Here is a 24258-nt window from a genome sequence, read left to right as displayed (position 1 = left end):
CCGTACGTACGGTGGTGTGAGAGGACGGCGGATGTAAATCCGCCTCCTACTCGATCTGGAATTCAGTTTTTTCTCCTCTCGCCTTTTTCCAGTCGGACCTTTCTGCGCACCTCTTTGCAGGACTGGCCGATTGGGTGCTGACGACGCCGTCGTTCAGCGGCACCTCTGACCTCGCGCTACCGAGATTCACGGCTACTATTACTGTGCTGCGTCGAATCGTCGCGTTTTTTTGATTTGCTGGTCAGTTTTTAGTTTTCCGTAAGGCCATAAGCCTATAAACTTAACCTTTCGGTCAGCTTTGCACTGTCAACAACAGCCCTTTGTATCGTCAAAAGGGGCTTCTGCAAGACTCGAGATTTTCCAGTACATAATCAGAAGGGCGGACCCCATAACCGCCCAGAGGATGATCCATGTCCAACCGTGATATATCCCGGCGCTCGTTCCTTCAGGGCGGGCTGGTAGCGGGCGTGAGCGTGACGCTCACGCCATTGAGCAGCCAGGCGCTGGCCGCCTTGATGGAAAACAGCGTGACCGTGCCGTCCGAGCAGTGGCTCGGCAACAATGGCAAGGCGCGCGCCCGTAACGATGCCTTGTCCAAGGTCTGCGGCAGCAAAGTCTTTGCCCGCGACATCCGCGCCAAGGACATGCCGGGCTGGCCGCAGCAGCAAGGCCACGCCATGCTGCTGAAAACCATCAAGGCCGACCACATCTTTGCAGGCATCGACCTGTCGTGGCTCGGTGTCGAGTTGCAACCGGACCGCATCGTCACCGCCGAAGACCTGGTCAAGGACGGTATCGTGTTCCCTGAGGAGCACGCCCCGGATCCGCTGTTGCCGGCCGGCAAGGTGCCGATGTTCATCGGCCACCCGGTGGCGATCCTGATCTGGAACGATTTCGAGCGCTTCCGTCAGGCCAAGAGCCAACTCAAATTCAATGACAAGGCAATCCGCTACGGCGATAAAGCGCCGTTTTATGAAGGCGATCCTTACGGCAGCTTCCGCTACGTGCGTGTTGGCGGCGCGACCTCGGCAGATGAAGACGAATTCGCCAGCCTCAAGGATTCGATCCTGTTCCCGATGCTGAAAAACCGTCGTCCGGTGTGGAACTCCCAGCCCAACCTGCACGGTAACCTGACCGAGCGTGGGTTGTTCTACGCCGACCGCATGAAGCAGCAGATCGATGCGCCGCCGGACAACTGGCTGGTGTTCGATGAGCGCTACAAGACGCCGTCGATCGAGCCGGCCGCCATGGAGCCGGACAACGGCAACGGCTGGTACGACCCGGCCACCAAGACCCTGCATTTCGTCGTCGCCACCCAGTGTCCGCTGGAAGCGGCAACCGAAACCGCGAAGATGATCGCGCCGTCGCGTTTCGGCCTGGCCAACCTGAACATGCACCCGGGTTACACCGTCGGTTACGGCTCCAAGGACCACAACATTTTCGTCTACTACGCAGCGTTGGCCGCGTTGTACGGCGCCGGTGTGCCGGTGCGCCTGGCCAACGACCGCTACGAGCAGTTCCAGAGCGGCATCAAGCGTCACCCGTTCGACATCCGCTACCAGTTGGCGGTGGACAAGAACGACCACAGCTTCAAGATTTTCCGCTCCGAGATGAGCGTCGACGGTGGCGGGCGAATCAACTACAGCCCGTCGGTGGCAGCGGTGGGCGCCACGGCGGCACAGTCGATCTACTACATGCCGCAGAACGATCTGCAGGTCACGGCCTATCACTCCCGCGCCGTTGAAGCCGGGTCGATGCGTGGCTACGGCACCCTGCAAAGCATGGCAGCGACCGAGATGATGGTCGATGAAATCGCCGGTCGCCTGGGTGTCGATGCCATTGAACTGCGCCGCAAAAACGCACTGCGCTCGGGCATGAAAAACACCCAGGGTGCGATCCCGGCCGGTGCCTTGCGCCTGCACGAGATTCTCGACAAGGCGGCCGTCCACGACACCTGGAAAAACCGCGAGGCGATCAAGAAGCAACGCGAAGCCGCCGACCCGGACAACTGGTACGGGGTGGGGTTCGCCATCTGCCAGAAAGACTTCGGCACCGGTTCCGAAGCGCCGATGGCCAGCATTGAATTCACTGCCGAAGGTCGCATCAGCCTGCGCCACATCGGTATCGAAATCGGCACCGGCATGTCCACCTCGCAAGCCATGGTCGTGGCCGACTTCCTTGGTATTCCAGCGCACGAAGTGAAGACCGGCGAAACCGAATGGAAAGAGTTGCAGCTGGTCAGTGGCGGTAACCCGTACATCATGAGCCAGGCCGAGCAGGACAATTTCCTGCGCAACCCACGCTGGGTCGGCAAGGTCGCTTCGGCTTCGTCGGCCACCAACTCGGCGTACTACTTCAGCCACGCCACCCGTGAAGCGGCGCGCGTGCTGTTCAACCACGGCCTGTGGCCGGCGGCGCTGGAGATCTGGCGACAAGGCCCTTACGGAGGTCAGGCCAACCCTTACGTAGTGCGCCGCGAAGACGCCCATTGGGTCGACGGCAAGCTCACGGCCAACGGGATGGAGCCACTGCCATTCGCCATGCTGGCCAAGCGCGTTCACGAGCGTGGCCTGGTGAGTGGCGCCACCGTGCACGGTTTCAACCGCTGGAGCTGGGCCGAGGCCGAGTTCAGCATCGACGGCGTGCGTGAGCGCTTGCCGCTCGACGGCCTGGCGGTGAAGTACGGCGACGGTGCACCGAAGGCGAAGAAGGCGCAGATGAATAGCGCCGGTTTCCATCTGCTGGATCGGCAGGGCATCGCCTACCCGGCGACCCAGCTGAACAACGCGGCGGTGACTTACTACAGCCCGGTCGCGACGCTGGTGGAAGTGAAGGTCAACAAGGGTTCGAACGAAGTGTCGGTGCTCAACCATCACTCGTGGGTCGAGTGCGGTCGGGTGCTGGTGGAAGAACTGGTCAGGGGCCAGCTCGAAGGCGGTATCGCCATGGGCATCGGCCATGCGCTGATGGAAGAGATGCCGCTGTACGAAGGCGGGCCGGGGGAGGGTGACTGGAACTTCAACCGTTACCGCCTGCCGATGGCGCGTCACGTCGCAGTGTGGAAACAGACGGCGGACATCCTGCCGCCACTGTCGCCAAGCGACCCATCCAAGGGTATCGCCGAGGTGGTGATGATCCCGGTGGTCGGTGCCATCGGCAACGCCGTGGCCCATGCCATCGGTAAACGTGTCCGCGACCTGCCTATCACTTCTGCACGCATCAAGGAGGCCCTCAATGGCTAACCGTCCGCTTCAACTGACCCTCAACGGTCAATCCGTCGGCCCGGTGGACATCCCTGATGACCTGCCGATGATCGACTACCTGCACGAGTACAAGAACCTCACCGGCTCGCGCCTGGGCTGCGGCCAGGGCATCTGCCACGCCTGCGTGGTGATCGTCGACAACCCGGACGGCACCAGCGAAGAAGTGCGCACCTGCATCACCGGCGCGCACTATTTCGAAGGCAAGAAGGTTCGGACTATCGAAGGCCATGCGACCCGCGACGAGCAGGGCAAGGTCACCGAGCTGAACCCGATCCAGCAGCGTTTCGTCGATGAATTCGCCTTCCAGTGCAGCTACTGCGCTCCGGGCTTCGTCAATGCCGCAACCGTGCTGGTGGAAAAACTGCAGCGTCAGCCCATCGTCAAAAGCCAGCTGGAAAAAGTCATCGAGGACAGCCTGGGTCATCACATCTGCCGTTGCACCGGGTACGTGCGCTACTACAGCGCCACCCGCAACGTGCTGACCGATCTCGGCCTGGTCAAGGAGGGTTAAGCATGAAGCTTCTACTTAGCCGCCTGGCGTTGGCGGTTGGTCTGGCTGCGCCTGTGGTGGCGGCTCACGCGGATGATGCACAGGCCAAGCAAGGCGAGTACCTCGCCCGCGCCGCCGACTGCATGGCGTGTCATACCGCACCGGGTGGTGCGCCGTACGCGGGCGGCCTGCCGATCGTGTCGCCGTTCGGCACGATCTACGGCACCAACATCACCCCGAGCAAAGAGCACGGCATCGGCCTGTACAGCGATGACGAGTTCTTTGTCGCGCTGACCGAAGGCAAGCGCCGCGATGGCGCGAACCTGTATCCGGCGATGCCCTACACCTCGTATCACCTGATGCCGCGAGCAGATTCCGACGCGATTCATGCCTACCTGAAAACCGTCGAGCCGATCGAGCGCGCTGCGCCGGTCACCAGTCTGAGCTTCCCGTTCAACGTGCGCCTGGGCCTGATGGCCTGGAACATGATGTACGGCAAGGACGTGAAGCTGGAGCCTGCCGAAGGCAAGAGCGAAGCCTGGAAGCGCGGCCAATACATGGTCGACGTGCTGGGTCACTGTGGCGAGTGCCACACCCCACGCGGCTTGCCTGGCGCGATGCAACAGGACAAGCGCATGACCGGTGGCATTCTCAATGGCTATCTGGCACCGAGCCTGCTGGCCACTGACCTGGCGGCCCGTGGCTGGAATCATCAGGACCTGAGCTCGTTCCTCAAGCACGGCATGAGCGCCCAGGGCACGATGTTCAACGAGATGTTCCCGGTGTTCCACAACAGCACCCAGGGCCTCAGCGATCCGGATCTGGCGGCGATGGCGACTTTCCTGCTCGGCGATCAGCCGCCTGCGGCGAAAGTGCTCACCGAAGTGCCGCTGGACAAGCTGAGCCCGAGCGCGCAGCGCGGCCGTCAGGAATATTTGAATGTCTGCGCCGGTTGCCATGCGCCGGGCGGTGAGGGCAAGCCGCACATCGCGGTGGCCATGCGCGGCAACACCACGCTGCGCCTGGAAGATCCGCGCAACCTGGTACGGGTGATCGACGACGGTATCGGTGAGCAGAAGTTCTCCGGTTTCGAACACATGCAACCGATGCCAGGGTTCGCCGCGAAATTGAGCGACGAGCAACTCACGGATCTACTGAACTACCTGCGTCAGGGGTGGGGCGGTCAGCCGAGCGACCTGGCAGTGAACGACGTGCAAAAGTTGCGGGCCGATGCGCCGCCGCTCGAGCACAAGGCCCACTGACATGCAGCATCTCGATCTGCAAGTGATACGCCGGGCGCTGGAGTGGTCGGCGGCCGGACAGCGCATCTGGCTGTGTACGGTGCTGGCCACTTACGGCTCGGCACCGCGCGCACCGGGTTCGCTGCTGGCGGTGAACACGCAGGGGCACTGGATTGGCTCGTTGTCCGGTGGCTGTGTCGAGGAAGACTTTCTCGAGCGAGTCGCCGAAGGCGCGTTTCTGGATCCGGTCAACGTTGTTCGTTACGGCGAAGGCGACGACCCACGCTCGCGCGTCAGCCTGCCATGCGGCGGGGTGCTGGACGTGCTGGTCGAGAAGCTTGATGGCGATTGCGAAGTGCAAGCGCATCTGCGGGAACTGGAGTCGGCGCTGCTGGGCCGACGTCGGTTGATCCGCGAAGTCGACCTGCAAAGCGGTGCGCGTAGCCTGTTCGATGACCGTGAGCAGGGTGTGCGTATCGAGCGTGAAATCGACCGGGTGCGCGTGCGCGTCGGCGCGGCACAGCGCTTGCTGCTGGCGGGGTATTCCAGTGTCGCCCAGGCCTGTGCGGAGTTTGCCGTGGGGCTTGGGTTCGAGGTGATTTTGTGTGACCCGCGGGACGAAGTGCTGGAAGGTGTCGTGCTGGAAAACGTGGAGATTCGTCGCCAACTGCCGTCGGTGTTCATCGCCGACGGCGGCTGTCACAGCGATACGGCGGTGGTGGCGTTGACCCATGATCCACGTATCGATGACCTGGCGATGATGGAGGCTGTTCGCACCGAGGCGTTTTACATCGGTGTGATGGGCTCCATGCAGACCTCGCAAAAGCGCTTCGAGCGCCTGCGGCGCATTGGTGGTCTGGGGGAGGTCGAGTTGGGGCGGATTCACGCGCCGATCGGGCTGAACCTGGGCAGCAAGACGCCAGCAGAGATCGCCCTGGCGGTGCTGGCGGACATCCTGCGGATTCGCAGCGGTATCGCGCGGGATCGTCTCTAACCCCCCAAAACTTGTGGGAGCGTGCCTGCTCGCGATGAGGTCGTAACATCCAACATGTTCGTTGGCTGCTAGACCGATATCGCGAGCAGGCTCGCTCCCACAATGTATTGCGTGCCGCTTAGTACCCGAACCTGTCCCGCAATCCGTAATACCAGGCGCCTAGTGCCGCGAACGGGGTACGCAGCATTTGTCCGCCAGGGAACGGGTAGTGTGGCAGGTCGGCAAACGCATCAAAACGCTCGGCCTGGCCGCGTAGCGCTTCGGCCAGGACCTTGCCCGCCAGATGCGTGTAGGTCACGCCGTGGCCGCTACAACCCTGGGAATAGTAGATGTTGTCGCCCAGGCGTCCGACCTGGGGCAGGCGCGACAGGGTCAGCAGGAAATTGCCCGTCCACGCGAAATCGATCTTCACGTCCTTGAGCTGCGGGAATGCCTTGAGCATCTTCGGTCGAATGATTGCTTCGATGTTCGCCGGATCCCGCGCGCCATACACCACGCCACCACCGAAAATCAGGCGCTTGTCGCCGCTGAGGCGGTAGTAGTCGAGCAAGTAATTGCAGTCTTCGACACAGTAATCCTGAGGCAGCAGGGTCTTCGCCAGTTCTTCACCCAGTGGCTCGGTGGTTATCACCTGTGTGCCACAAGGCATCGACTTGGCGGCCAGTTCCGGCACCAGATTGCCCAGGTAAGCGTTGCCGGCGACGATGATGAACTTGGCCCGGACCTTACCCTGCGGCGTGTGCACCACCGGATTCGCGCCGCGCACGATGCGCACAGCGGGCGACTGCTCGTAAATCGTGCCACCCAGGGACTCGACCGCCGCCGCTTCACCCAGTGCCAGGTTAAGCGGATGGATGTGGCCGCCACTCATGTCGAGCATCCCGCCGACGTACTGATCGCAAGCAACCACCTCGCGGATGCGGCGTTGATCCATCAACTCAAGCTGGGTGTGCCCGAAACGCTCCCACAGGCGCTTCTGGGATTCGAGATGCCCCATCTGCTTGGCGGTCATCGCGGCGAACACGCCTCCGTCCTTCAAGTCGCACTGAATGTTGTACCTGGCGACCCGCTCACGAATGATTCGCCCACCCTCGAACGCCATCTGCCCCAGCAATTGGGCCTGCTTGGGACCGATCGTGCGCTCGATGACATCGATATCGCGGCTATAGCTGTTAACGATCTGGCCGCCATTACGCCCGGACGCCCCGAAACCCACCCCGGCGGCTTCGAGCACCGTGACCTTGAAGCCGTTCTCCAGCAGAAACAGGGCAGAGGACAGCCCCGTATAACCGGCGCCAATCACACAGACATCGGTCTCCACGTCATCCTGCAACGCCGGGCGCGGTGGAACCGCATTGGCCGATGCGGCGTAGTAGGATTCTGGGTAGGGAGTGTTAGCCATCCTGCAGCCTCTGTTTAATATATTTTACGAGTGCGTTGATCCTACCCGAGTTGAAAATCGCCCGCCAGCCACCCGGAAAATCTTCTTTGTACCGGCAAAATTAAATATTTTGCATATTCATAGGGTTAGCTCGAAAAAAGGTGTTGACACCCCTCCGGAATTCCGTAGAATGCCGCCTCACAGCAGGCACGTAGCTCAGTTGGTTAGAGCACCACCTTGACATGGTGGGGGTCGTTGGTTCGAGTCCAATCGCGCCTACCAAACAAAATCCGCTCTGCTGGGCGGTCTAGAAAGGCTCACCGAAAGGTGGGCCTTTTTTTGTTGTCTTGGATTTCTTCAGAACGTTGTCCCGTCCTGAATAAGGTTTGCACCTGTTTCAGGGCTAGACAGGGTCATGATTGACGTATGACCCTGCGTCCGGTCAATTGGCTTTGACGATCTCGGGCGGACTCCAGGTTCCCTTGCCAGGCGGCAGGATGGACGGCGCTTCTGTCTTCGGCCAATACAGCCGCATCACCAGGTAGATCAGATCATTCGGTGCAGGCAGCCAGTTGCTTTCCTTGTCTGCGCCGGGCGAATCCTTCTGGATATACAGCGTCAACGAGCCGTCCGCATTCTTCTTCATCTCGGGCAGCATGGGCGAGTTGATGAGGTAGCGATTGATCGGGTTCTTGGTGAGCAGTTGCGTCTTGCCGTCGTACATGGTCACTGACCAGAAGGCGTTGACCGGCGGGAATTGTCCGGCGGGAAGGGTGATGGTGTAGCTGTGCTTGCTGCCGTCAAGCGGCTCGCCATTGGTCAGGGTCTTGGACAGCGGATACGTGGCTTCCTCGGCATCGTTGGCATAAATGCCTGCTTGCGCGACGGCAGCACGCTTCAGCCAGTCGCCGTTGTAGAAGGCGCTGTCGCCGCCGGCACCGACAATGTTCCAGCCATTGATCTTCGTGCCGAGATTCTTGATCCCTTCCTCGACCTGCGCGTGCCCGGCCTGCATGCCCTGAACCACTGCGGCCTTTTGCTCGGCGGACAGATCCTGGAAGTTGAAGTCCTTGCCGGCGCCAATGCCGATCCGGGCAAGTTTCGCCCGGATCGCCACTTCATCCAGTGCGGCCGGGGCGTACTGCAAGGCAAAGTCGAGATACTTGAAGAAGCCGGTCTTTGCGAGGTCCGTGTTGATCTTCGGGAAGTCGATCGCCGGCGCGGCAGGCGGCGCAGGTTGCTTGAGAAAGGCTGATAGCGGCTGTGCCTTGTAGCCTGACTGGACCTTTACCACGTTCGGCAGGTCATCCGGGTTGAAGAGTTGGGTGCGAAAGAGCGCGAAGGGGAATTGCGTGCCGGAACGAAACACCTTCTTGATGCCCGGTGGGGTCGCGCCCTTCCATTCGGGTCCGACTACCATGTAGTCGCCGGCTTCGTTGCCGGTGGCGCGGCTGCCGATGTAACCGTAGTTGTAGGTGCTGCCGTCGATGAGTTGTACCGAGTAGTACCGTGGTTTCTCTACCGCCGGTACCGATAACACCATCGGCTCGCTGCGCAGGTCCATGAATATCATCGAATAGGGCGTGTCGCTGTTTGGTGAAATAACAGCTGTGTCCTTGTAAGTCGCGACATGGTGCAGGCTATGAATCTGGTTGAACGGCGCCTTGAACTGTCCGGAGTTTTTGTCTACGGCGTAGTCGTACATGATCGCATAGTTCATCACGATGGGCAGGCCGTAGATGTAGCCTTCCGTGGCGATAGCCTTCATTTCAGCGGGAGTGATATCTGCTGCGTGTGTGAAAGTGGATATGAATGACGCCAGCAATATCACCGTACCGCCAAGGGCTCTCGGTAGTGGGTTTTTCATGAACATGCATCTCCATTCGTCAAGCCGGATAAGTGAGTGGATCAACTAACTGCGAATCAGGCGCTAGTGTTTGCTCAAGGCATGAGCTCGCATAACGCACTTTGTTTTATCCAAGGATGCTCACTGCTACAGACAGCGCCTGCTGTAGTGCCAGGCTTAACAATTTCGATGCGCTGAAGGACTTCGTTTTTTTGCTCGTATGGCAAGGAGCATAAAACCCTTGTTAGTACCAAGAATCATTATCGATTTTCAGGGAAGCTGACTGTGGAGTTATGTCTAGTTCATGGATTTTCAATCAACAAGTCATTGCGTGTTATTTGCTGAACCTTGCATCCAGCTGGCAATCACTTCGCTGTATTTGAAAGATGAGATGCCCGGATCAGAAAAGCAGTGTCGGGTTATCTAGGCGCGACGATTGCTGAACGGATACCGGATGATTACCGAGTAAATCGTTCAGGTCGTCGCCAGCTTCAGTAGACGTCAGAGGGCAAAGGTCGCTGCGAGGCCATGGTGGCTTTCCTGTGCTCCAGCGATCAGGTGCAGCGGGATGTTCTGCTGTTCTTCAATGGACGGTACTTCGAAGCTCCCTACGATCTGGAGGTGGCGCTCGCTCAGTTCGGTCGACTTTCCTGCTTTTTCCTTGGCCATTCTCGCGTGGTTCATTGCGATTTCGTTGAGCGTTGACACGTTACATCTCCCGGTGACTGACCAAGCGTATCGCTGGAGTCCTTAAGCATTGATTGAATGGCTGCGGCGTCAGAATCCTGTCATTCCGGCGCTGCTACGCGCGATCTTAGCAAGCCTCAAGCCACGGATACGGGCGAATTCATCGTGGTGTTCTGGCAGGCGACGAATGGCGAGCCACTGTGAGTGTTGGCCCGGATTTTTTGTCATTCAGGCGTAAACTAGCGAAGCGACCTCATCAAAAGGAGCCGCCTATGAACACCGATCAAGTGAGCAAGCAGGCACCTGTGGACTCGGCTGTCTGGGATCGATATTTCTGCGCTGCATTGATTGCCGAAAGCAATCTGACTGCTCCGATTGTGGGTGGAGCTACCCACGAGGACAGGCAGAACCTGTTGATCGAGAGGGCCAGAACCCTAGCGGATAAAATGATGCAAAACCGAAGATAACCAGAGCCCAGCCGTCGCGCTGGGCTCTTTGCATGCGAGGTCATGCACCGATGCTGGGGGGCGTGCGCGTTGCGGATCAAACGATCAACTCTACCTTGCCGCTCGCCAGGCGATAGATACCGCCCACGATCTTAAGCATGCCTTTGCTCTGCGCATCGGTCAGCAATGGCGAGGCCTGTTTCAGGCTGTTGACCGAGTTTTTGACGTTTTGCACGGTGGCGTTTTCCATCAAGTTCCCGGGCTGCTTGAGTACTGCCTCGACTGCCGACTTGAGTGCGTCAGTCAGTTTTGGGATGTGGCCGGGGAAAATCGTCTGATCCTTGACGGCCTTGATGCCGGCCTCGATGGCGCCGCAGCTCTCATGCCCTAGTACGAGAATCAGTGGGGCGCCCAGTACGGCAACTCCGTATTCAAGACTGGCCAGGCCTTCCGGCGTAACGAAGTTGCCCGCGACGCGGATTGAGAAAAGATCGCCGCGCGCGGTGTCGAACGCATATTCCGGGGCGATCCTCGAGTCGGAGCAGCTCAGCACGGCCACGAACGGATTCTGGCCGGACACCAGGGCCTCTCGCTCTGCCTTGAAATCGTGCGTTGTGGAAGTACCGCCTACATATCGTGCATTGCCCTCCATCAGTCTTTTCAACGCCATGTCGGAACTGATTACGTTTTGTGGTTTGGGTGGGGCTGACGCTTTTTCGGCTGCCTGGATGATCTTGCCGGGCAGTGTGCCGGTCAGCAGCAGGGCGCCTGCGCTCAATCCGGCAAGTTGAAGAAAACGACGACGGCCTGTTGTGTTTGAAGCAGAGCTTGAATCACATGATTCACACATGATTTTGTTTACTCAGTTCAATGCGGTGGGAGTGAGTTGCTGTTGGGGCGGGCACTGCCGCGGACGCTCAATACCGGCGCAGTGGAGTCTAGTTGGTCTGTCATATTGTGTTTCGAGCATTGTCGACGGACACCGTGCACACAGCCATTTCATGGACTACTACTGACTGGCTCATACAACTTCGACCTGGCAGGAGTTTCTCGATGCTGACTCACTGGTTTCTGGCGGCGGTTCATCTTCTGGCATTTGCCTTGGGATTCTGGGCGGTGTTGGTTCGGGGCACGGCTTTTCGGCGTTTGGCCGACGGGGCCGCAGAGGTGCGCAGTGTTCTGATGGCGGACAATATCTGGGGAATTTCAGCTGTCGTTCTATTGATCAGTGGGGGGATGCGAGCGTTTGGCGGGTACGAGAAGGGTACGGACTATTACCTGCATCAACCGCTGTTTCATCTGAAGATGACGCTGTTTGTCCTGATCTTGCTGCTGGAAATCGCACTCATGGTGACGCTGATCAAATGGCGGATAGCGCTTGCCCGTAAAGTGACGATCGATACTGGCCGTGCGAAGCTGTTTGCACGGATCAGTCATATCGAGGCGCTGTTGGTACTGCTGATGGTAGTAGCGGCGACGGGCATGGCACGGGGCGTAATGCTTGGTTAACCACGGAGCGAACGCATCCTTCCCTGGGGTAAACCAGAAAAGTCTGACAGCAATAGGGTAAAGCTTGCCGCTAGTATCGGCCCCTAGGGGGTGCGGGGGGGTAAATGCGCAGGGCGATGGGATGCTGAATCTTTAGCCAGCCGTGATTCCGGACTGAACGGGCTGGCTACTGACTGCAACAGGATTCAGGATTGCGGCTTTTCCGGGGCGGTCAGGCCGGCCTGAATGCGCTGGTAAATTTCTTCACGATGCACTGCAACGTCCTTCGGGGCGTTGATACCGATCCTGACTTGCTGGCCGCTTACGCCCAGGATGGTGATCGTAATGTCATCACCTATGTTTATGCTTTCACCGACTTTGCGGGTGAGTATCAGCATGGTCTTCTCCTTGATTGCTTTGTGGGGCACCTGATTCGGACAGTGCAGAGGTCGGTGTTATGTATAGATTAGTGCGAAGTCTCGCGGTTTGGGTGCCTCTTTCTGACGCGCAGATGCGGCATTAATTCCCAAGGCGTAACTATACAGAGGCCGTAACCATCATTCTCGTTGTTTTGAGCCCATTTTACGGCACTCTTGAAGTATTCATGGGTGTTAAAATCGCCGCTTTATGCATTTAGAGGGAAGCGTCGTGCGCAAAATGGTTTTGGTCATCGCGATATTGGCACTGGCAGGGTGTGGTGAGGGCAGCAGTGTGGATGCGCCGAAGCCCAAGCCGGCCATGGCTGCTGTACCCGCTCCAGTGTCCGGTCCGCAATGGGATCTTGAAGTGCGAGGTGAAACCCCTCAGGCGGTCAGCGATCTGAGTGGCTGGCTGATCGAGCACAGTTTCATGTCCAGCGTCGTCAAGGAGAATGGCAATACCCGAATCCTGATGGGGCCGTTCAACTCGAAAACCGAGGCCGAAGCCAAACAGGATGAAGTCCGCGCGGCGCTCACTCGCTCGAAGAAACAGAACATCGAATTGCTGGTGCTTGAGCGTCCAGTCGCTCAATAACGTAGCGCAGACGTTGAAGAAACGACAAAGGCCTCGGGTGTTTAGCCCCGAGGCCTTTGTCGTTTCAGGTGTCCTGTTCTGGATTCAGCTGCAGGCCTTCATGTCTACCGGGCCGACGAACTCGTTGCCGCGCCCCATGACGCAACCCACGCTCTGATTGCGTTGGCGCTCCCAGGCCTGTACCGGATAGGTCTTGTCCCAGGCTTCGTAGAGTTGCCGATCCTGTTTCGACAGGCGCAAGCCATACTGCTTGCTCATGTAGAAGTAGGTCCGGGCGATCATGCCGCGAATGGAAGGGCGGGGCATGACTTTCTTGGCCTTGAAGTCGACCTGGGTCAGGCAGGAACCATATTGCCCCGACTGCTCGGGCAACCAGCCAAAGCTGAAGTTACTGCGATCGCCATTGACCTCGCCAATGCTGGGCACCAGGTTGTGCAAATCAGCCTCGGCCTTCTGGTAAACCGGGTCGTAGCGGGTGCAGTTCTTGCGACCGCCCGCTTGCCAGCACTGGCGTTGATGACCGATTTGCCATGCGGGAACAATATGCTCCCACTCGATGCGGGCTGCGCGTTTGGCATTTTTACGGGGCACATAACCGCAGGCGGCAAGGTTCACCCGGTTGCCGGTGTATTTGCAGCCACAGTAAAACTCGGTGGATTGGGGCGCGTAGAGCTTCCAGGCCACCTTTTTCGCTTCGGTGAAGGTGCGCGGCGCGTCGGCTTGCGCACCCACGACAAAAAACAGAAACAGCAAAGCAAACCAGCGGACACTCATCGACTCAATCTTCCTTCGGCACAACCCAGAAAATCTGCACGCCGCCATCGTCGCGATAGGCGAGGGTGACGTTGTCGTTTTCGTCGATTTCTTCCAGCAAGCGTTCCCATTCATCCACCGGTTCGTCAGGCAGGCGGAAGATCAGCGCTGCCCTGGCCTTTTGTGCGGTGGGAGAGTTGATGATTTTCTGAACGCGCAGGCCCATGCGTACATAGGTGTCAGGAGAGGCAGAGGTGGTGTCCACGGAATTATCCTTATTAAGCTGTACGTGCATACAGTATTTAACTGTAGGCCATTTCGCAACTGCTTAAAAATCAAGAAAATCCTCTGACAGCGATTTGTTCCGTTTGGCGTAAGGCGAAGGGAGTTTTTATGTAAGTTCCAGCGGCAGCCACTCGCCAAGGCTGGCGAATGGCGCACGGGGTGCCCGACCGGATCCGGTCGGGCGAGGGCGAATCAGTACTCCCAGAACATCCGTTGCAGTTCTTTGCTGTCATTGGTTTTGGTCAACGCGACCATCGCCAGGATCCGCGCCTTTTGCGGGTTCAGGTCGTGGGCCACGACCCAGTCGTATTTATCGTCAGGCTGTTCGGCGTTGCGCAATACAAAGCCACCTGCGTTGACATGGGAGGAGCGAATGATCTGCACGCCGTCCTTGCGCAGGGCTTGCAGGGTAGGAACTACCCGCGACGATACCGAGCCATTGCCGGTGCCTGCGTGGATGATGGCTTTGGCGCCCGATTGAGCCAGGGCCTTGTAGGCGGTATCGCTGACGTTGCCGTAGGAGTAGGCGATCTCGACGTCAGGCAGGCTCTTGATGGTCTTGATGTCGAACTCGGAATCCATGGTGTGGCGCTTGGCTGGCAGGCGGAACCAGTAGGATTTGCCTTCTACCACCATGCCCAGCGGACCCCAGGCGCTTTTAAACGCTTCGGTCTTGATGTTGATCATTTTGCTGACGTCGCGACCCGACTGGATTTCATCGTTCATGGTCACCAGCACGCCTTTGCCCCGCGCGTCTTTGCTGCTGGCCACGGCCACTGCGTTGTACAGGTTCAGCATGCCATCGGCGGACATCGCGGTGCCTGGGCGCATGGAGCCCACGACGATGATTGGCTTCTCGGTTTTTTCCACCAAGTTCAGGAAGTACGCCGTTTCTTCCAGGGTGTCGGTGCCGTGGGTGATCACGATGCCATCGACGTCTTTGCTGTCGGCCAGTTCGGCTACGCGGCGACCCAGTTGCAGCAGGTTTTCGTTGGTGATGCTTTCGGAGGCGATTTGCATGACCTGTTCGCCGCGAACGTTAGCCAATTGGCTCAGTTCAGGAACGCCGGCGATCAACTGTTCAATGCCGACTTTCGCCGCTTGATAGGTTGCGCTGTTGGCGGCGCTGGCCCCTGCGCCGGCAATGGTGCCACCGGTGGCGAGGATCACCACGTTGGCCAGTTTCTGTTGTGTTTCGGCTTCTTTGGCCTGAAGGGCAGTAGGCAGAAGCAGCAGGAGGGCCAAGGCGCCCGGAACAAAGGTCTTAAGTGCAGATGTCATTATTTTTCTCTTCTAGTTGTGAGACGGTGCAGATGCAGGTTCATCTAGATACGCCCCGGGCGAATCTGAACGCCGGGGGTGCGAGGGGAAGAGCAGGATCTGTACCAGTAATACTCTGAATCGAAAAACACACTTAACTTAATGATTTGTAACGGTATTGCTGTTTGTGTCCAGGGCGGTTTCGGGGGCGGGGCGTCCGGAATGCCGAACATGTTTAGCTTTCGCGTTCGGCTCTCCGAAACGGATCGCGATCTTGTTTAAGATTTCAACGGGTCAAATCATCCCTAACGACTAAAGAAACGCCCGCGCCGGTCGATGCTCCCTCAAGGGATCTTTTACTTCAGGAGTTCACATGTCGTTATCCGTTGGCATTCCCAATGCCGCCGGCATCACCATCGGTGGCAAATCGGCCACTACCCTTCGTGCCTTGAGCGACGCAGCAGCTGATGCGGCTGCTCAAGCGCTGGGTGCAAATAAAAGCGACGGCACCCAGGACAAGACGGGCCCGGTCGGTCTGGGGGAGAGTGCCGGCTTACAGGCCGAATCGGAAACCAGCGATAACACCAGCGTTGCGGTGAAGGTCTTGCTCAAGCGTCTGAAGGAGTTGCAGCAGCAATTGCGCGAGCAACAGCAGCAACTGGCGCAAGCCCAGGCGGCGTCCTATCCGACGCCGGAAGCCAAGACCACCGCGGTAGCGGCCATTCAGGGGCAGGTGGCCGACACCAACGGCGCCATCCTGCAAGTGAGTGCGAGCCTGGTCAAGGAGCTGGCCAAGGGTTCCGGCACGGGATCGGTGCTCAACACCACGGCATGATTTGAATGCCGTTTTTTCGCCACGCATCTGTGAAAGCGCTTTTCAGGTCGTTGACAAATATCGGCAGGGTTCGCATAGTTTGGTTCACGCAAACGTTTGCGCGGCTCCAATGATGGCTTTTCATCGTGGTGGGCCGTGAAGCTTACGCCAGCGCAAGCGTTGCTCACAATAATCATAAGAACGGAGTGAACCCATGAAGCTGCCATTCGCTGGACGTCTTCTCGCTGTCGCTATGCTGGCTGCCGCATCCGCTGCATTGCCTGTCTCTTCGGCTTTTGCTGAAACCGCTGAAAAGCCGAAAGTCGCATTGGTCATGAAATCCCTGGCCAACGAGTTCTTCCTGACCATGGAGGACGGCGCCAAGGCCTACCAGAAAGATCACTCCGGCGAGTTCGAGCTCATCTCCAACGGCATCAAGGATGAAACCGACACCGCAGGCCAGACGCGCATCGTCGAGCAGATGATCCTGGCCAAGGTCAATGCACTGGTGATTGCACCGGCAGACTCCAAGGCCATGGTCCCGGTGATCAAGAAGGCCATCGATGCCGGCATCACCGTGATCAACATCGACAACCAGCTGGACCCAGCCGTCGTCAAAAGCAAAAACATCAGTGTTCCGTTCGTAGGCCCGGACAACCGCAAGGGCGCACGGCTGGTGGGGGATTACCTGGCCAAACAGCTGAAGGCCGGTGACGAAGTCGGCATCATCGAAGGTGTGTCCACCACCACCAATGCCCAGCAGCGAACCGCAGGTTTCAAGGATGCGATGGAGGCGGCGCAGATCAAGGTCGTGTCCCTGCAATCCGGTGACTGGGAGATCGACAAGGGCAACAAGGTCGCCGCGTCGATTCTCAGCGAATACCCGCAAACCAAGGCCCTGTTGGCCGGCAACGACAGCATGGCGGTCGGCGCGGTGTCTGCGGTGCGCGCCGCGGGCAAGGCCGGCAAGGTGCAAGTGGTCGGCTACGACAACATCAATGCCATCCAGCCGATGCTCAAGGATGGTCGCGTGCTGGCCACCGCGGACCAGTTTGCGGCCAAACAGGCGGTGTTCGGCATCGAGACTGCATTGAAGATTCTCAAGGGCGAGAAGGTCGACGGCGGCGCCAATGGCGTGATCGAAACGCCGGTAGAGCTGGTCACCAAGTAGCCTTCTGGCGACGTAACGGCGCTCGTCCAGCCGGACGAGCGCATGGAGAGTTTTTATGTCAGTTTGCGCTCCGAACGCTGTCCTCTCGGTCAGCGGTATCGGCAAGACCTACGCCCAACCGGTCCTGGCCGGCATCGACCTGACGCTCATGCGCGGGGAAGTGCTGGCGTTGACCGGCGAGAACGGTGCGGGCAAAAGCACGCTATCGAAAATTATTGGCGGGCTGGTCACGTCGACCACCGGCCAGATGCAGTTTCAGGGGCAGGACTATCGTCCGGGTAGCCGGGCTCAGGCTGAAGCGCTGGGTATCCGCATGGTCATGCAGGAGCTCAATCTGCTGCCGACCCTGTCGGTGGCGGAAAACCTGTTTCTCGACAACCTGCCCAGCAAGGGCGGGTGGATCAGTCGCAAGCAGTTGCGCAAGGCTGCCATCGAGGCCATGGCTCATGTCGGGCTCGACGCCATTGACCCGGATACACTGGTCGGCGAACTGGGCATCGGCCACCAGCAAATGGTCGAGATCGCCCGCAACCTGATTGGCGATTGTCATGTGCTGATTCTCGACGAGCCGACCGCGATGCTCACTGCCCGCGAAGTCGAAATGCTGTTCGAGCAGATCACCCGCCTGCAGGCGCGCGGCGTATCGATCATCTACATCTCCCATCGCCTCGAAGAACTGGCGCGGGTCGCGCAGCGCATTGCCGTGCTGCGCGACGGCAACCTGGTCTGTGTCGAGCCGATGGCCAACTACAACAGCGAGCAACTGGTCACGCTGATGGTCGGTCGCGAGCTCGGCGAACACATCGATATGGGGGCGCGCAAGATTGGCGCTCCGGTGTTGACGGTCAAGGGCCTGAGTCGTGCCGACAAGGTTCGCGACGTGTCGTTCGAAGTCCGTGCTGGAGAGATTTTCGGGATTTCCGGTTTGATCGGCGCGGGGCGCACCGAGTTGCTGCGTCTGATCTTCGGTGCCGATATCGCCGACAGTGGCACGATTGCCTTGGGTTCGCCGGAGCAGGTCGTCAGTATCCGTTCACCAGTGGACGCGGTCGGTCATGGCATTGCCTTGATCACCGAAGACCGCAAGGGCGAAGGCCTTTTGTTGACCCAATCGATCGGCGCCAATATCGCCTTGGGCAACATGCCTGGCATCTCCAGCGCGGGCTTTGTCGACAACGATGGCGAAAACGCTTTGGCCCAGCGTCAGATCGACGCCATGCGCATTCGCAGCTCCGGTCCGGCACAGTTGGTGTCCGAGCTGTCCGGCGGCAATCAGCAGAAAGTCGTCATCGGCCGTTGGCTGGAGCGCGATTGCTCGGTGTTGCTGTTCGACGAGCCGACCCGCGGCATCGACGTCGGCGCCAAGTTCGATATCTACAACCTGCTCGGTGAATTGACCCGCCAGGGCAAGGCGCTGGTGGTGGTCTCCAGCGACTTGCGCGAGCTGATGTTGATCTGCGACCGGATCGGCGTGCTTTCGGCGGGGAGGCTGATCGATACATTCGATCGCGACAACTGGACCCAGGATGAGTTGCTCGCCGCTGCTTTCGCCGGCTACCAAAAACGTGATGCGCAGCTCTTTGAAGCCGCGCCTAGGGATCTTCCATGAATACCGCTTCTTTCGCCGGCAAACGCAGTGGCAACTTCTACGGTCTGGGCACCTATCTGGGCCTGGCGGGGGCCTTGTTGGCGATGATCGTGCTGTTCTCGGTGCTGAGCAGTCATTTCCTGTCCTACGATACGTTCAGCACCCTGGCCAACCAGATTCCGGACCTGATGGTGCTGGCGGTCGGCATGACCTTTGTGCTGATCATCGGTGGTATCGACCTGTCGGTAGGTTCGGTGCTGGCTTTGGCGGCCTCGACCGTGAGCGTGGCGATTCTTGGCTGGGGCTGGGGCGTGCTGCCGGCGGCGCTGCTGGGCATGGCCGTCGCGGCGCTCGCCGGTACCATCACCGGTTCGATCACTGTGGCCTGGCGGATTCCGTCGTTTATCGTGTCCCTGGGCGTGCTGGAAATGGCCCGTGGGGTGGCGTACCAGATGACCGGTTCGCGTACGGCTTACATCGGCGATGCGTTCGCCTGGTTGTCCAATCCGATTGCCTTTGGCATTTCGCCGTCGTTCATCATCGCCTTGCTGATCATTTTCGTCGCCCAGGCCGTGTTGACCCGCACGGTGTTCGGTCGCTACCTGATCGGTATCGGCACCAACGAAGAGGCCGTGCGATTGGCGGGGATCAATCCGAAGCCATACAAGATCCTGGTCTTCAGCCTGATGGGGTTGCTGGCCGGTATTGCCGCGTTGTTCCAGATTTCTCGCCTGGAAGCCGCCGACCCGAATGCTGGCTCCGGTCTTGAGTTGCAAGTGATCGCCGCCGTTGTGATCGGCGGGACCAGCCTGATGGGCGGGCGCGGTTCGGTGATCAGCACTTTTTTTGGCGTCCTGATCATTTCCGTGCTGGCCGCGGGGCTGGCGCAGATCGGGGCAACCGAGCCGACCAAACGCATCATTACCGGCGCGGTGATCGTGGTGGCGGTGGTGCTGGACACTTATCGCAGTCAACGCGCAAGCCGGCGGACCTGAGTCATGGCGACCATCAAAGATGTGGCAGCCCTTGCCGGCATTTCCTACACCACGGTTTCCCATGTGGTGAACAAGACCCGCCCGGTCAGTGAAGAAGTCCGGATCAAGGTCGAGGCGGCAATCCAGACCCTCGACTACGTCCCCAGTGCCGTGGCCCGTTCGCTCAAGGCCAAGACCACGGCGACCATCGGCCTGTTGGTGCCCAATAGCCTCAACCCGTATTTCGCCGAATTGGCCCGGGGTATCGAGGATTACTGCGAGCGAAACGGTTACTGCGTCATCCTGTGCAACTCCGACGACAATCCGGACAAACAGCGCAGTTACCTGCGTGTGCTGCTGGAAAAACGCATCGACGGCCTGATCGTCGCCTCGGCCGGTGGCGACCGTGGCCTGGTACAAGGTCTGAAAGGCGTCCGTACGCCCATGGTGATCGTCGACCGAGGACTGGACGGTGTCGATGCGGACCTGGTGCGCATCGACCATGAATACGGCGCGTACCTGGCGACCCGGCACCTGCTGGAGTTGGGGCACCGGGATATCGCCACCATCAGCGGGCCGGAAAACACCAGTGTGGCGCAGATGCGTCTGGCGGGTTATCGCCGGGCCTTGAAGGAGGCGGGCGTCGAAGTCTCTCCCGAGCGCACGCTGGAAAGCGATTTCACCAGCACCGGCGGTTACAGCGCCGCCGCGATTCTGCTGGCAAGCAATCCGCCTACCGCTATTTTTGCCGCCAACGACATGATCGGCATCGGCGTGCTACGGGCCGCCGCCGAGCGCAACATTCGCGTGCCGAGCGAGTTGTCGGTGATCGGCTTCGACGATATCCAGATGAGTCGCTATGTCTACCCGTCGTTGACCACGGTCGGGCAATCGATCCTGCAGCTCGGCGAAATGGCCGCCGAAGTGCTTTTGCGGCGAATCGCCACGCCGGGCCTGGCGACCGATCAGCGGATCGTGACGCCGAGTATTGTCATACGTGAATCGACGGCGCCGCTGGCCGGCGTGTTTGCCTACTTCCGTTGAAAACAGAAAGCCGTTGAAAGCAGAGAGCCGTTGAAAACAGAAAGCCGCTGAATCAACAGCGCCGCCGAAACAGAATCGATGAGTAGCAATGTATGCCAGCAAAAGTAGTGGTAATAGGCAGTTTGAACATGGACCTGGTGACCCGGGCACCACGCTTGCCCAAGGGCGGTGAAACGCTGATCGGTCAGTCGTTTACCACCGTCTCCGGCGGCAAGGGTGCCAACCAGGCCGTGGCTGCGGCGCGGCTGGGGGCCCAGGTGTCGATGATCGGCTGCGTGGGCAATGACGCTTATGGTGAGGCGTTGCGCGGGGCGCTGTTGGCCGAACAGATCGATTGCCAGGCGGTGAGCACCATTGACGGCTCCAGCGGCGTGGCGTTGATTGTGGTCGACGACAGCAGTCAGAACACCATCGTGATCGTCCCCGGTGCCAACGGGGCGTTGACCGCTGAAGCCATTGACCGTTTTGATTCGGTGATACGCGCGGCGGACGTGCTCATCTGCCAGCTGGAAGTACCTGATGCTTCTGTTGGTCATGCGCTCAAGCGCGGCCGCGAACTGGGCAAGACGGTCATCCTCAATCCGGCACCGGTCAGCCGCCCGCTGCCACCGGACTGGTACGCGTCTATTGATTACCTGATTCCCAACGAGAGCGAGGCATCGGCCCTGAGCGGTCTGTCGGTGGACTCCCTGGACACCGCGCAAGCCGCGGCGACCCGCCTGATTGCCTTGGGCGCCGGCAAGGTGATCATCACCCTCGGTGCGCAAGGTTCGCTGTTTACCGATGGCCAACGCTTCGAGCATTTTCCCGCGCCCGTGGTAAAGGCTGTCGATACCACGGCGGCTGGCGATACATTCGTCGGCGGTTTCGCTGCGGCACTGGCGGCGGGTAACGATGAGGCACAGGCGATCCGCTTCGGGCAAGTGGCTGCGGCACTGTCGGTCACCCGTGCCGGCGCGCAACCTTCGATTCCCGCCTTGAGCGATGTACAGGCGTTTAAAACTCCATGAAAAAGACACCTCTGCTCAACATTGCGCTGTCGCGGCTGATCGCTTCATTGGGGCATGGCGACTTGGTCGTCATCGGGGATGCGGGCCTGCCGGTTCCAACGGGCGTTGAATTGATCGACCTGGCCTTGACCCATGGCATTCCGGACTTTGTCAGCACCTTGAAGGTCGTGCTCAGTGAGATGCAGGTCGAAAGCCACGTGCTGGCTCAGGAAATTTTCGATAAAAAGCCGTCAGCCCTGGTCGCGCTGGAAGAGCTGAACGGCGAAGGCGTGTTGGGTCGTCGTGAGTTGCTCACCCATGAACAATTCAAGGTCTTGAGCCGACAAGCGAAGGCGATTGTTCGTACAGGCGAATGCCAGCCGTACTGCAACATTGTGCTGGTCGCCGGCGTTACGTTTTGACTGGCTGTCCGCGTTTTGATGTCCCATGCACAAGGAGTGCGCCATGTATCGCTATGCTCAGAAACTGCACCCACTGCTCCGGAGCCTGCTGCTTTTGACCCTGATGACCGCAACCAGCGCCCACGCGGCACCAAAGATCAACCTGATCATCGACACCGATCCGGGGGCTGACGACGTTGTTGCCCTGTTGTTCGCCCTGGCATCGCCAGACGAACTGAATGTTCGGGCATTGACCACCGTTGCCGGCAACGTTCGCCTGGACAAGACCTCGCGTAATGCGCGACTGGCACGGGAGTGGGCGGGGCGCGAAGAGGTTCCGGTCTATGCGGGGGCGCCCAGGCCCCTGATGCGCACACCCATCTACGCCGAGGACATTCATGGCAAGGAAGGGTTGTCGGGCATTGCCGTGCATGAGCCCAAGAAGGGTCTGGCCAAGGGCAGCGCTATCACCTATCTGATCGATACCCTGAAATCTGCCGAGCCCCACAGCATTACCATCGCCATGCTTGGCCCGCAGACCAACCTGGCCCTGGCGCTGATCCAGGAGCCGGGTATCGTTCAGGGCATCAAGGAAGTGGTGGTCATGGGCGGTGCGCACTTCAACGGCGGCAACATCACGCCAGTGGCCGAGTTCAACCTGTTCGCCGACCCGCAAGCGGCCGAAGTGGTGCTCAAGAGCGGTGTGAAGCTGACCTACCTGCCGCTGGATGTGACCCACAAGATCCTTACCAGCGAAGCGCGCCTACAACAGATTGCCGCGCTGAATAACAATGCCAGCCGATTGGTGAGCGACATTCTCAATGAGTACATCAAGGGCGACATGGAGCACTACGGCATTCCAGGCGGTCCGGTGCATGACGCCACGGTTGTCGCTTACCTGCTCAAGCCGCAATTGTTCAGCGGCCGTTCGGTCAACGTGGTGGTCGACAGCCGCGAAGGACCGACCTTTGGACAAACCATCGTCGACTGGTACGACGGCTTGAATGCGCCAAAGAACGCCTTTTGGGTAGAAAGCGGCGACGCCCAGGGCTTCTTCGATCTGCTGACCGAGCGCCTGGCCCGTCTGAAGTAAGCATCACCTCCCGCAGGTGCTTGCCTGCGGGCTTCACTCCCTCGCGCTAACCGCTTAGGTCTTCTGGTCCGATAGATGTTTCTCGAAAATCTGCTCGATGAACGATTGGGCGGCTTCGGTTCCAAGGTCCCTGACCAGAAGGTCGATACCGATAATGGCGAGCTCTTCCGTGCTGCTGGGGCTGTAGGAGCTGTGGCCGTCTTGCCACTTGGCCTTGATGTCAGCGTCGATGCTTACGGTGGTCATGATGGCGCTCGTGAGGTCGGGGAAGTCTGAGTGCCGAGTTAACCATTTTGCGGGGCTTTTGACACGTCGACTTAGGCAGTAAAGGAGGGCTGTGCGACACTTGGTCTCTGACGAATATTCAAGGAACACGCTGTGCAGATCGATTTGAACTCCCCGGATGGCCTGACTCTTGAGGCGGTGCGTCAGTTGCTGGCCGGCGCCAGTGACGATGAGCACACCCAGTTGCGAGTCACCAAAGGCGGCATTGCCTACATTTCCTCGGGTGTCGTGGGTGGCACCGATATCGACGGGTTGTTGTTCCGGCTCGAAACCTGGGCCAAGGGCTCCGGTTATGTCGGGCGGGTCGCGGCCAGCGATGAAGTCTGGGTCATGCAAATCTTCAATGCCTTGAAAGAGAACTGGCCCAATCCTCCTTACGACTACATCGACGTCTATTGAGCGTCGTTCATATTCAGTCACGATTCAGTGGTTAAGGGCAGGGCGACGCTCAGGCAGAATCGCGGCTCGTCCGGATCATGGGCAGGGTGCTAGGGGGCGTTCTCAATTAGTTTCCCCACCGCGTTGTCGCCTTAAAGCTGGCCAGGCAAGGCGTAGGCCGCTGGGAATGGTTGTTCCCTTTCCAAGGCCTGCAACGCAGCATGGCCAGCTTTAAGGCACAGCCCGAAGGGCCGGGCCTGCTGTTGTGCAGGGCTGTGTTGCTCGAAGCTGATTTGGAATGACCAAACTGCACTTCTCACGCCTTGCCCTGCACAACAGCAGACCCGGCGCGGTAGGGAAACTAATTGAGAAC

Annotated in this window: 25 protein-coding genes and 1 tRNA gene; 17 read left to right on the top strand and 9 right to left on the bottom strand. The window is 59.4% G+C overall.

The genetic code is table 11. From position 1 onward, the window contains the following. Positions 1–410: 410 nt before the first annotated feature. The 4 genes from VC35_RS16845 to VC35_RS16830 are packed head-to-tail and all read left to right on the top strand — an operon-like array spanning position 411 to position 5988. Positions 411–3242 carry a xanthine dehydrogenase family protein molybdopterin-binding subunit gene (locus tag VC35_RS16845; protein WP_046041605.1) on the top strand — a complete coding sequence of 944 codons (2832 nt, stop codon included), beginning with the start codon at positions 411–413 and terminating at the stop codon, positions 3240–3242. Further along, the gene (locus tag VC35_RS16840; protein WP_007982256.1) at positions 3235–3774 is read left to right on the top strand and encodes a (2Fe-2S)-binding protein; all 540 of its coding nucleotides are present in this window, start codon (positions 3235–3237) and stop codon (positions 3772–3774) included. The genes VC35_RS16845 and VC35_RS16840 overlap by 8 nt, the downstream gene beginning before the upstream one ends. A 2-nt stretch (positions 3775–3776) precedes the next feature. Beyond that, the gene (locus VC35_RS16835; RefSeq protein ID WP_046041604.1) at positions 3777–5015 is read left to right on the top strand and encodes a cytochrome c; all 1239 of its coding nucleotides are present in this window, start codon (positions 3777–3779) and stop codon (positions 5013–5015) included. A gap of 1 nt (position 5016) precedes the next feature. Further along, positions 5017–5988 carry an XdhC family protein gene (locus tag VC35_RS16830; RefSeq protein ID WP_046041603.1) on the top strand — a complete coding sequence of 324 codons (972 nt, stop codon included), beginning with the start codon at positions 5017–5019 and terminating at the stop codon, positions 5986–5988. Positions 5989–6106: 118 nt separating this feature from the next. Here VC35_RS16830 and VC35_RS16825 read toward each other — a convergent pair whose 3' ends face one another. Continuing rightward, positions 6107–7390, bottom strand: coding sequence for an NAD(P)/FAD-dependent oxidoreductase (locus VC35_RS16825; protein WP_046041602.1), 1284 nt, complete (start codon positions 7388–7390; stop codon positions 6107–6109). 184 nt (positions 7391–7574) lie between these two features. Between VC35_RS16825 and VC35_RS16820 the strand changes: the two genes are divergently transcribed. Next, positions 7575–7651 (top strand) — tRNA-Val (locus tag VC35_RS16820). A gap of 160 nt (positions 7652–7811) precedes the next feature. On the opposite strand, the gene VC35_RS16815 is transcribed toward VC35_RS16820, so the two are convergent. After that, entirely contained in the window at positions 7812–9236 is a 1425-nt protein-coding gene (locus VC35_RS16815; protein WP_052960568.1) for a DUF1254 domain-containing protein, read from the bottom strand. 480 nt (positions 9237–9716) lie between these two features. Continuing rightward, positions 9717–9923: a hypothetical protein gene (locus VC35_RS16810; protein ID WP_046041601.1), complete on the bottom strand. Its 207-nt coding sequence runs from the start codon at positions 9921–9923 to the stop codon at positions 9717–9719. A 251-nt stretch (positions 9924–10174) separates the two neighbouring features. On the opposite strand from VC35_RS16810, the gene VC35_RS16805 reads away from it, so the two are divergent. Continuing rightward, positions 10175–10369, top strand: a complete 195-nt coding sequence (locus VC35_RS16805; protein ID WP_046041600.1) for a hypothetical protein — start codon at positions 10175–10177, stop codon at positions 10367–10369. Positions 10370–10445: 76 nt separating this feature from the next. On the opposite strand, the gene VC35_RS16800 is transcribed toward VC35_RS16805, so the two are convergent. Next, complete coding sequence (locus VC35_RS16800) at positions 10446–11198, bottom strand: carbonic anhydrase (RefSeq protein ID WP_046041599.1); 753 nt, start codon at positions 11196–11198, stop codon at positions 10446–10448. 203 nt (positions 11199–11401) lie between these two features. On the opposite strand from VC35_RS16800, the gene VC35_RS16795 reads away from it, so the two are divergent. Further along, a complete protein-coding gene (locus VC35_RS16795; protein ID WP_046041598.1) occupies positions 11402–11857 on the top strand; it encodes a DUF2214 family protein in 456 nt (151 codons plus the stop codon). 185 nt (positions 11858–12042) lie between these two features. On the opposite strand, the gene csrA is transcribed toward VC35_RS16795, so the two are convergent. Then, complete coding sequence (csrA, locus tag VC35_RS16790; protein WP_007975691.1) at positions 12043–12234, bottom strand: carbon storage regulator CsrA; 192 nt, start codon at positions 12232–12234, stop codon at positions 12043–12045. A gap of 250 nt (positions 12235–12484) precedes the next feature. Here csrA and VC35_RS16785 point away from each other — a divergent pair, with 250 nt between their 5' ends. Next, positions 12485–12850, top strand: coding sequence for a hypothetical protein (locus VC35_RS16785; protein WP_046041597.1), 366 nt, complete (start codon positions 12485–12487; stop codon positions 12848–12850). 84 nt (positions 12851–12934) lie between these two features. On the opposite strand, the gene VC35_RS16780 is transcribed toward VC35_RS16785, so the two are convergent. The 3 genes from VC35_RS16780 to VC35_RS16770 all read right to left on the bottom strand — a co-directional run bounded on the left by VC35_RS16780 (position 12935) and on the right by VC35_RS16770 (position 15169). Beyond that, positions 12935–13624: an endonuclease gene (locus VC35_RS16780; protein ID WP_046041596.1), complete on the bottom strand. Its 690-nt coding sequence runs from the start codon at positions 13622–13624 to the stop codon at positions 12935–12937. Between the two features lie 4 nt (positions 13625–13628). Further along, positions 13629–13898 (bottom strand): DUF1654 domain-containing protein, encoded by a 270-nt coding sequence (locus tag VC35_RS16775; protein ID WP_046041595.1) that lies wholly within the window; start codon positions 13896–13898, stop codon positions 13629–13631. Positions 13899–14080: 182 nt separating this feature from the next. After that, entirely contained in the window at positions 14081–15169 is a 1089-nt protein-coding gene (locus VC35_RS16770) for an asparaginase (RefSeq protein WP_046041594.1), read from the bottom strand. Positions 15170–15521: 352 nt separating this feature from the next. Here VC35_RS16770 and VC35_RS16765 point away from each other — a divergent pair, with 352 nt between their 5' ends. The 8 genes from VC35_RS16765 (at position 15522) to VC35_RS16730 (ending at position 23222) form a co-directional block, all read left to right on the top strand. After that, positions 15522–15983, top strand: a complete 462-nt coding sequence (locus VC35_RS16765; RefSeq protein ID WP_046041593.1) for a hypothetical protein — start codon at positions 15522–15524, stop codon at positions 15981–15983. A 193-nt stretch (positions 15984–16176) separates the two neighbouring features. Further along, positions 16177–17133, top strand: a complete 957-nt coding sequence (locus tag VC35_RS16760) for a sugar ABC transporter substrate-binding protein (RefSeq protein ID WP_046041592.1) — start codon at positions 16177–16179, stop codon at positions 17131–17133. Positions 17134–17188: 55 nt separating this feature from the next. After that, on the top strand, positions 17189–18742 hold the full coding sequence (locus VC35_RS16755) for a sugar ABC transporter ATP-binding protein (protein ID WP_046041591.1): 1554 nt from the start codon (positions 17189–17191) through the stop codon (positions 18740–18742). Then, a complete protein-coding gene (locus VC35_RS16750; RefSeq protein WP_046041590.1) occupies positions 18739–19716 on the top strand; it encodes an ABC transporter permease in 978 nt (325 codons plus the stop codon). Before VC35_RS16755 ends, VC35_RS16750 begins: the two co-directional genes overlap by 4 nt. Positions 19717–19719: 3 nt before the next feature. After that, positions 19720–20739, top strand: coding sequence for a LacI family DNA-binding transcriptional regulator (locus VC35_RS16745; protein WP_046041589.1), 1020 nt, complete (start codon positions 19720–19722; stop codon positions 20737–20739). A 92-nt stretch (positions 20740–20831) separates the two neighbouring features. Further along, complete coding sequence (gene rbsK / locus VC35_RS16740; RefSeq protein WP_046041588.1) at positions 20832–21749, top strand: ribokinase; 918 nt, start codon at positions 20832–20834, stop codon at positions 21747–21749. Further along, a complete protein-coding gene (gene rbsD, locus VC35_RS16735) occupies positions 21746–22150 on the top strand; it encodes a D-ribose pyranase (protein ID WP_046041587.1) in 405 nt (134 codons plus the stop codon). The genes rbsK and rbsD overlap by 4 nt, the downstream gene beginning before the upstream one ends. Before the next feature lie 43 nt (positions 22151–22193). Continuing rightward, the gene (locus VC35_RS16730) at positions 22194–23222 is read left to right on the top strand and encodes a nucleoside hydrolase (RefSeq protein WP_046041586.1); all 1029 of its coding nucleotides are present in this window, start codon (positions 22194–22196) and stop codon (positions 23220–23222) included. A gap of 54 nt (positions 23223–23276) precedes the next feature. Here the strand turns inward: VC35_RS16730 and VC35_RS16725 are convergent, their stop codons facing one another. Beyond that, positions 23277–23468 carry a hypothetical protein gene (locus tag VC35_RS16725; protein ID WP_046041585.1) on the bottom strand — a complete coding sequence of 64 codons (192 nt, stop codon included), beginning with the start codon at positions 23466–23468 and terminating at the stop codon, positions 23277–23279. A 132-nt stretch (positions 23469–23600) separates the two neighbouring features. Between VC35_RS16725 and VC35_RS16720 the strand changes: the two genes are divergently transcribed. Further along, entirely contained in the window at positions 23601–23906 is a 306-nt protein-coding gene (locus tag VC35_RS16720) for a hypothetical protein (protein WP_007975706.1), read from the top strand. Positions 23907–24258 lie beyond the last annotated feature (352 nt).

The sequence above is a fragment of the Pseudomonas fluorescens genome (assembly GCF_000967965.1).
GTDB classification, from domain to species: Bacteria; Pseudomonadota; Gammaproteobacteria; order Pseudomonadales; family Pseudomonadaceae; genus Aquipseudomonas; species Aquipseudomonas grandcourensis.
Note: the sequence above shows the minus strand (reverse complement) of the source record. Positions and strands in the feature narration are given on the sequence as shown.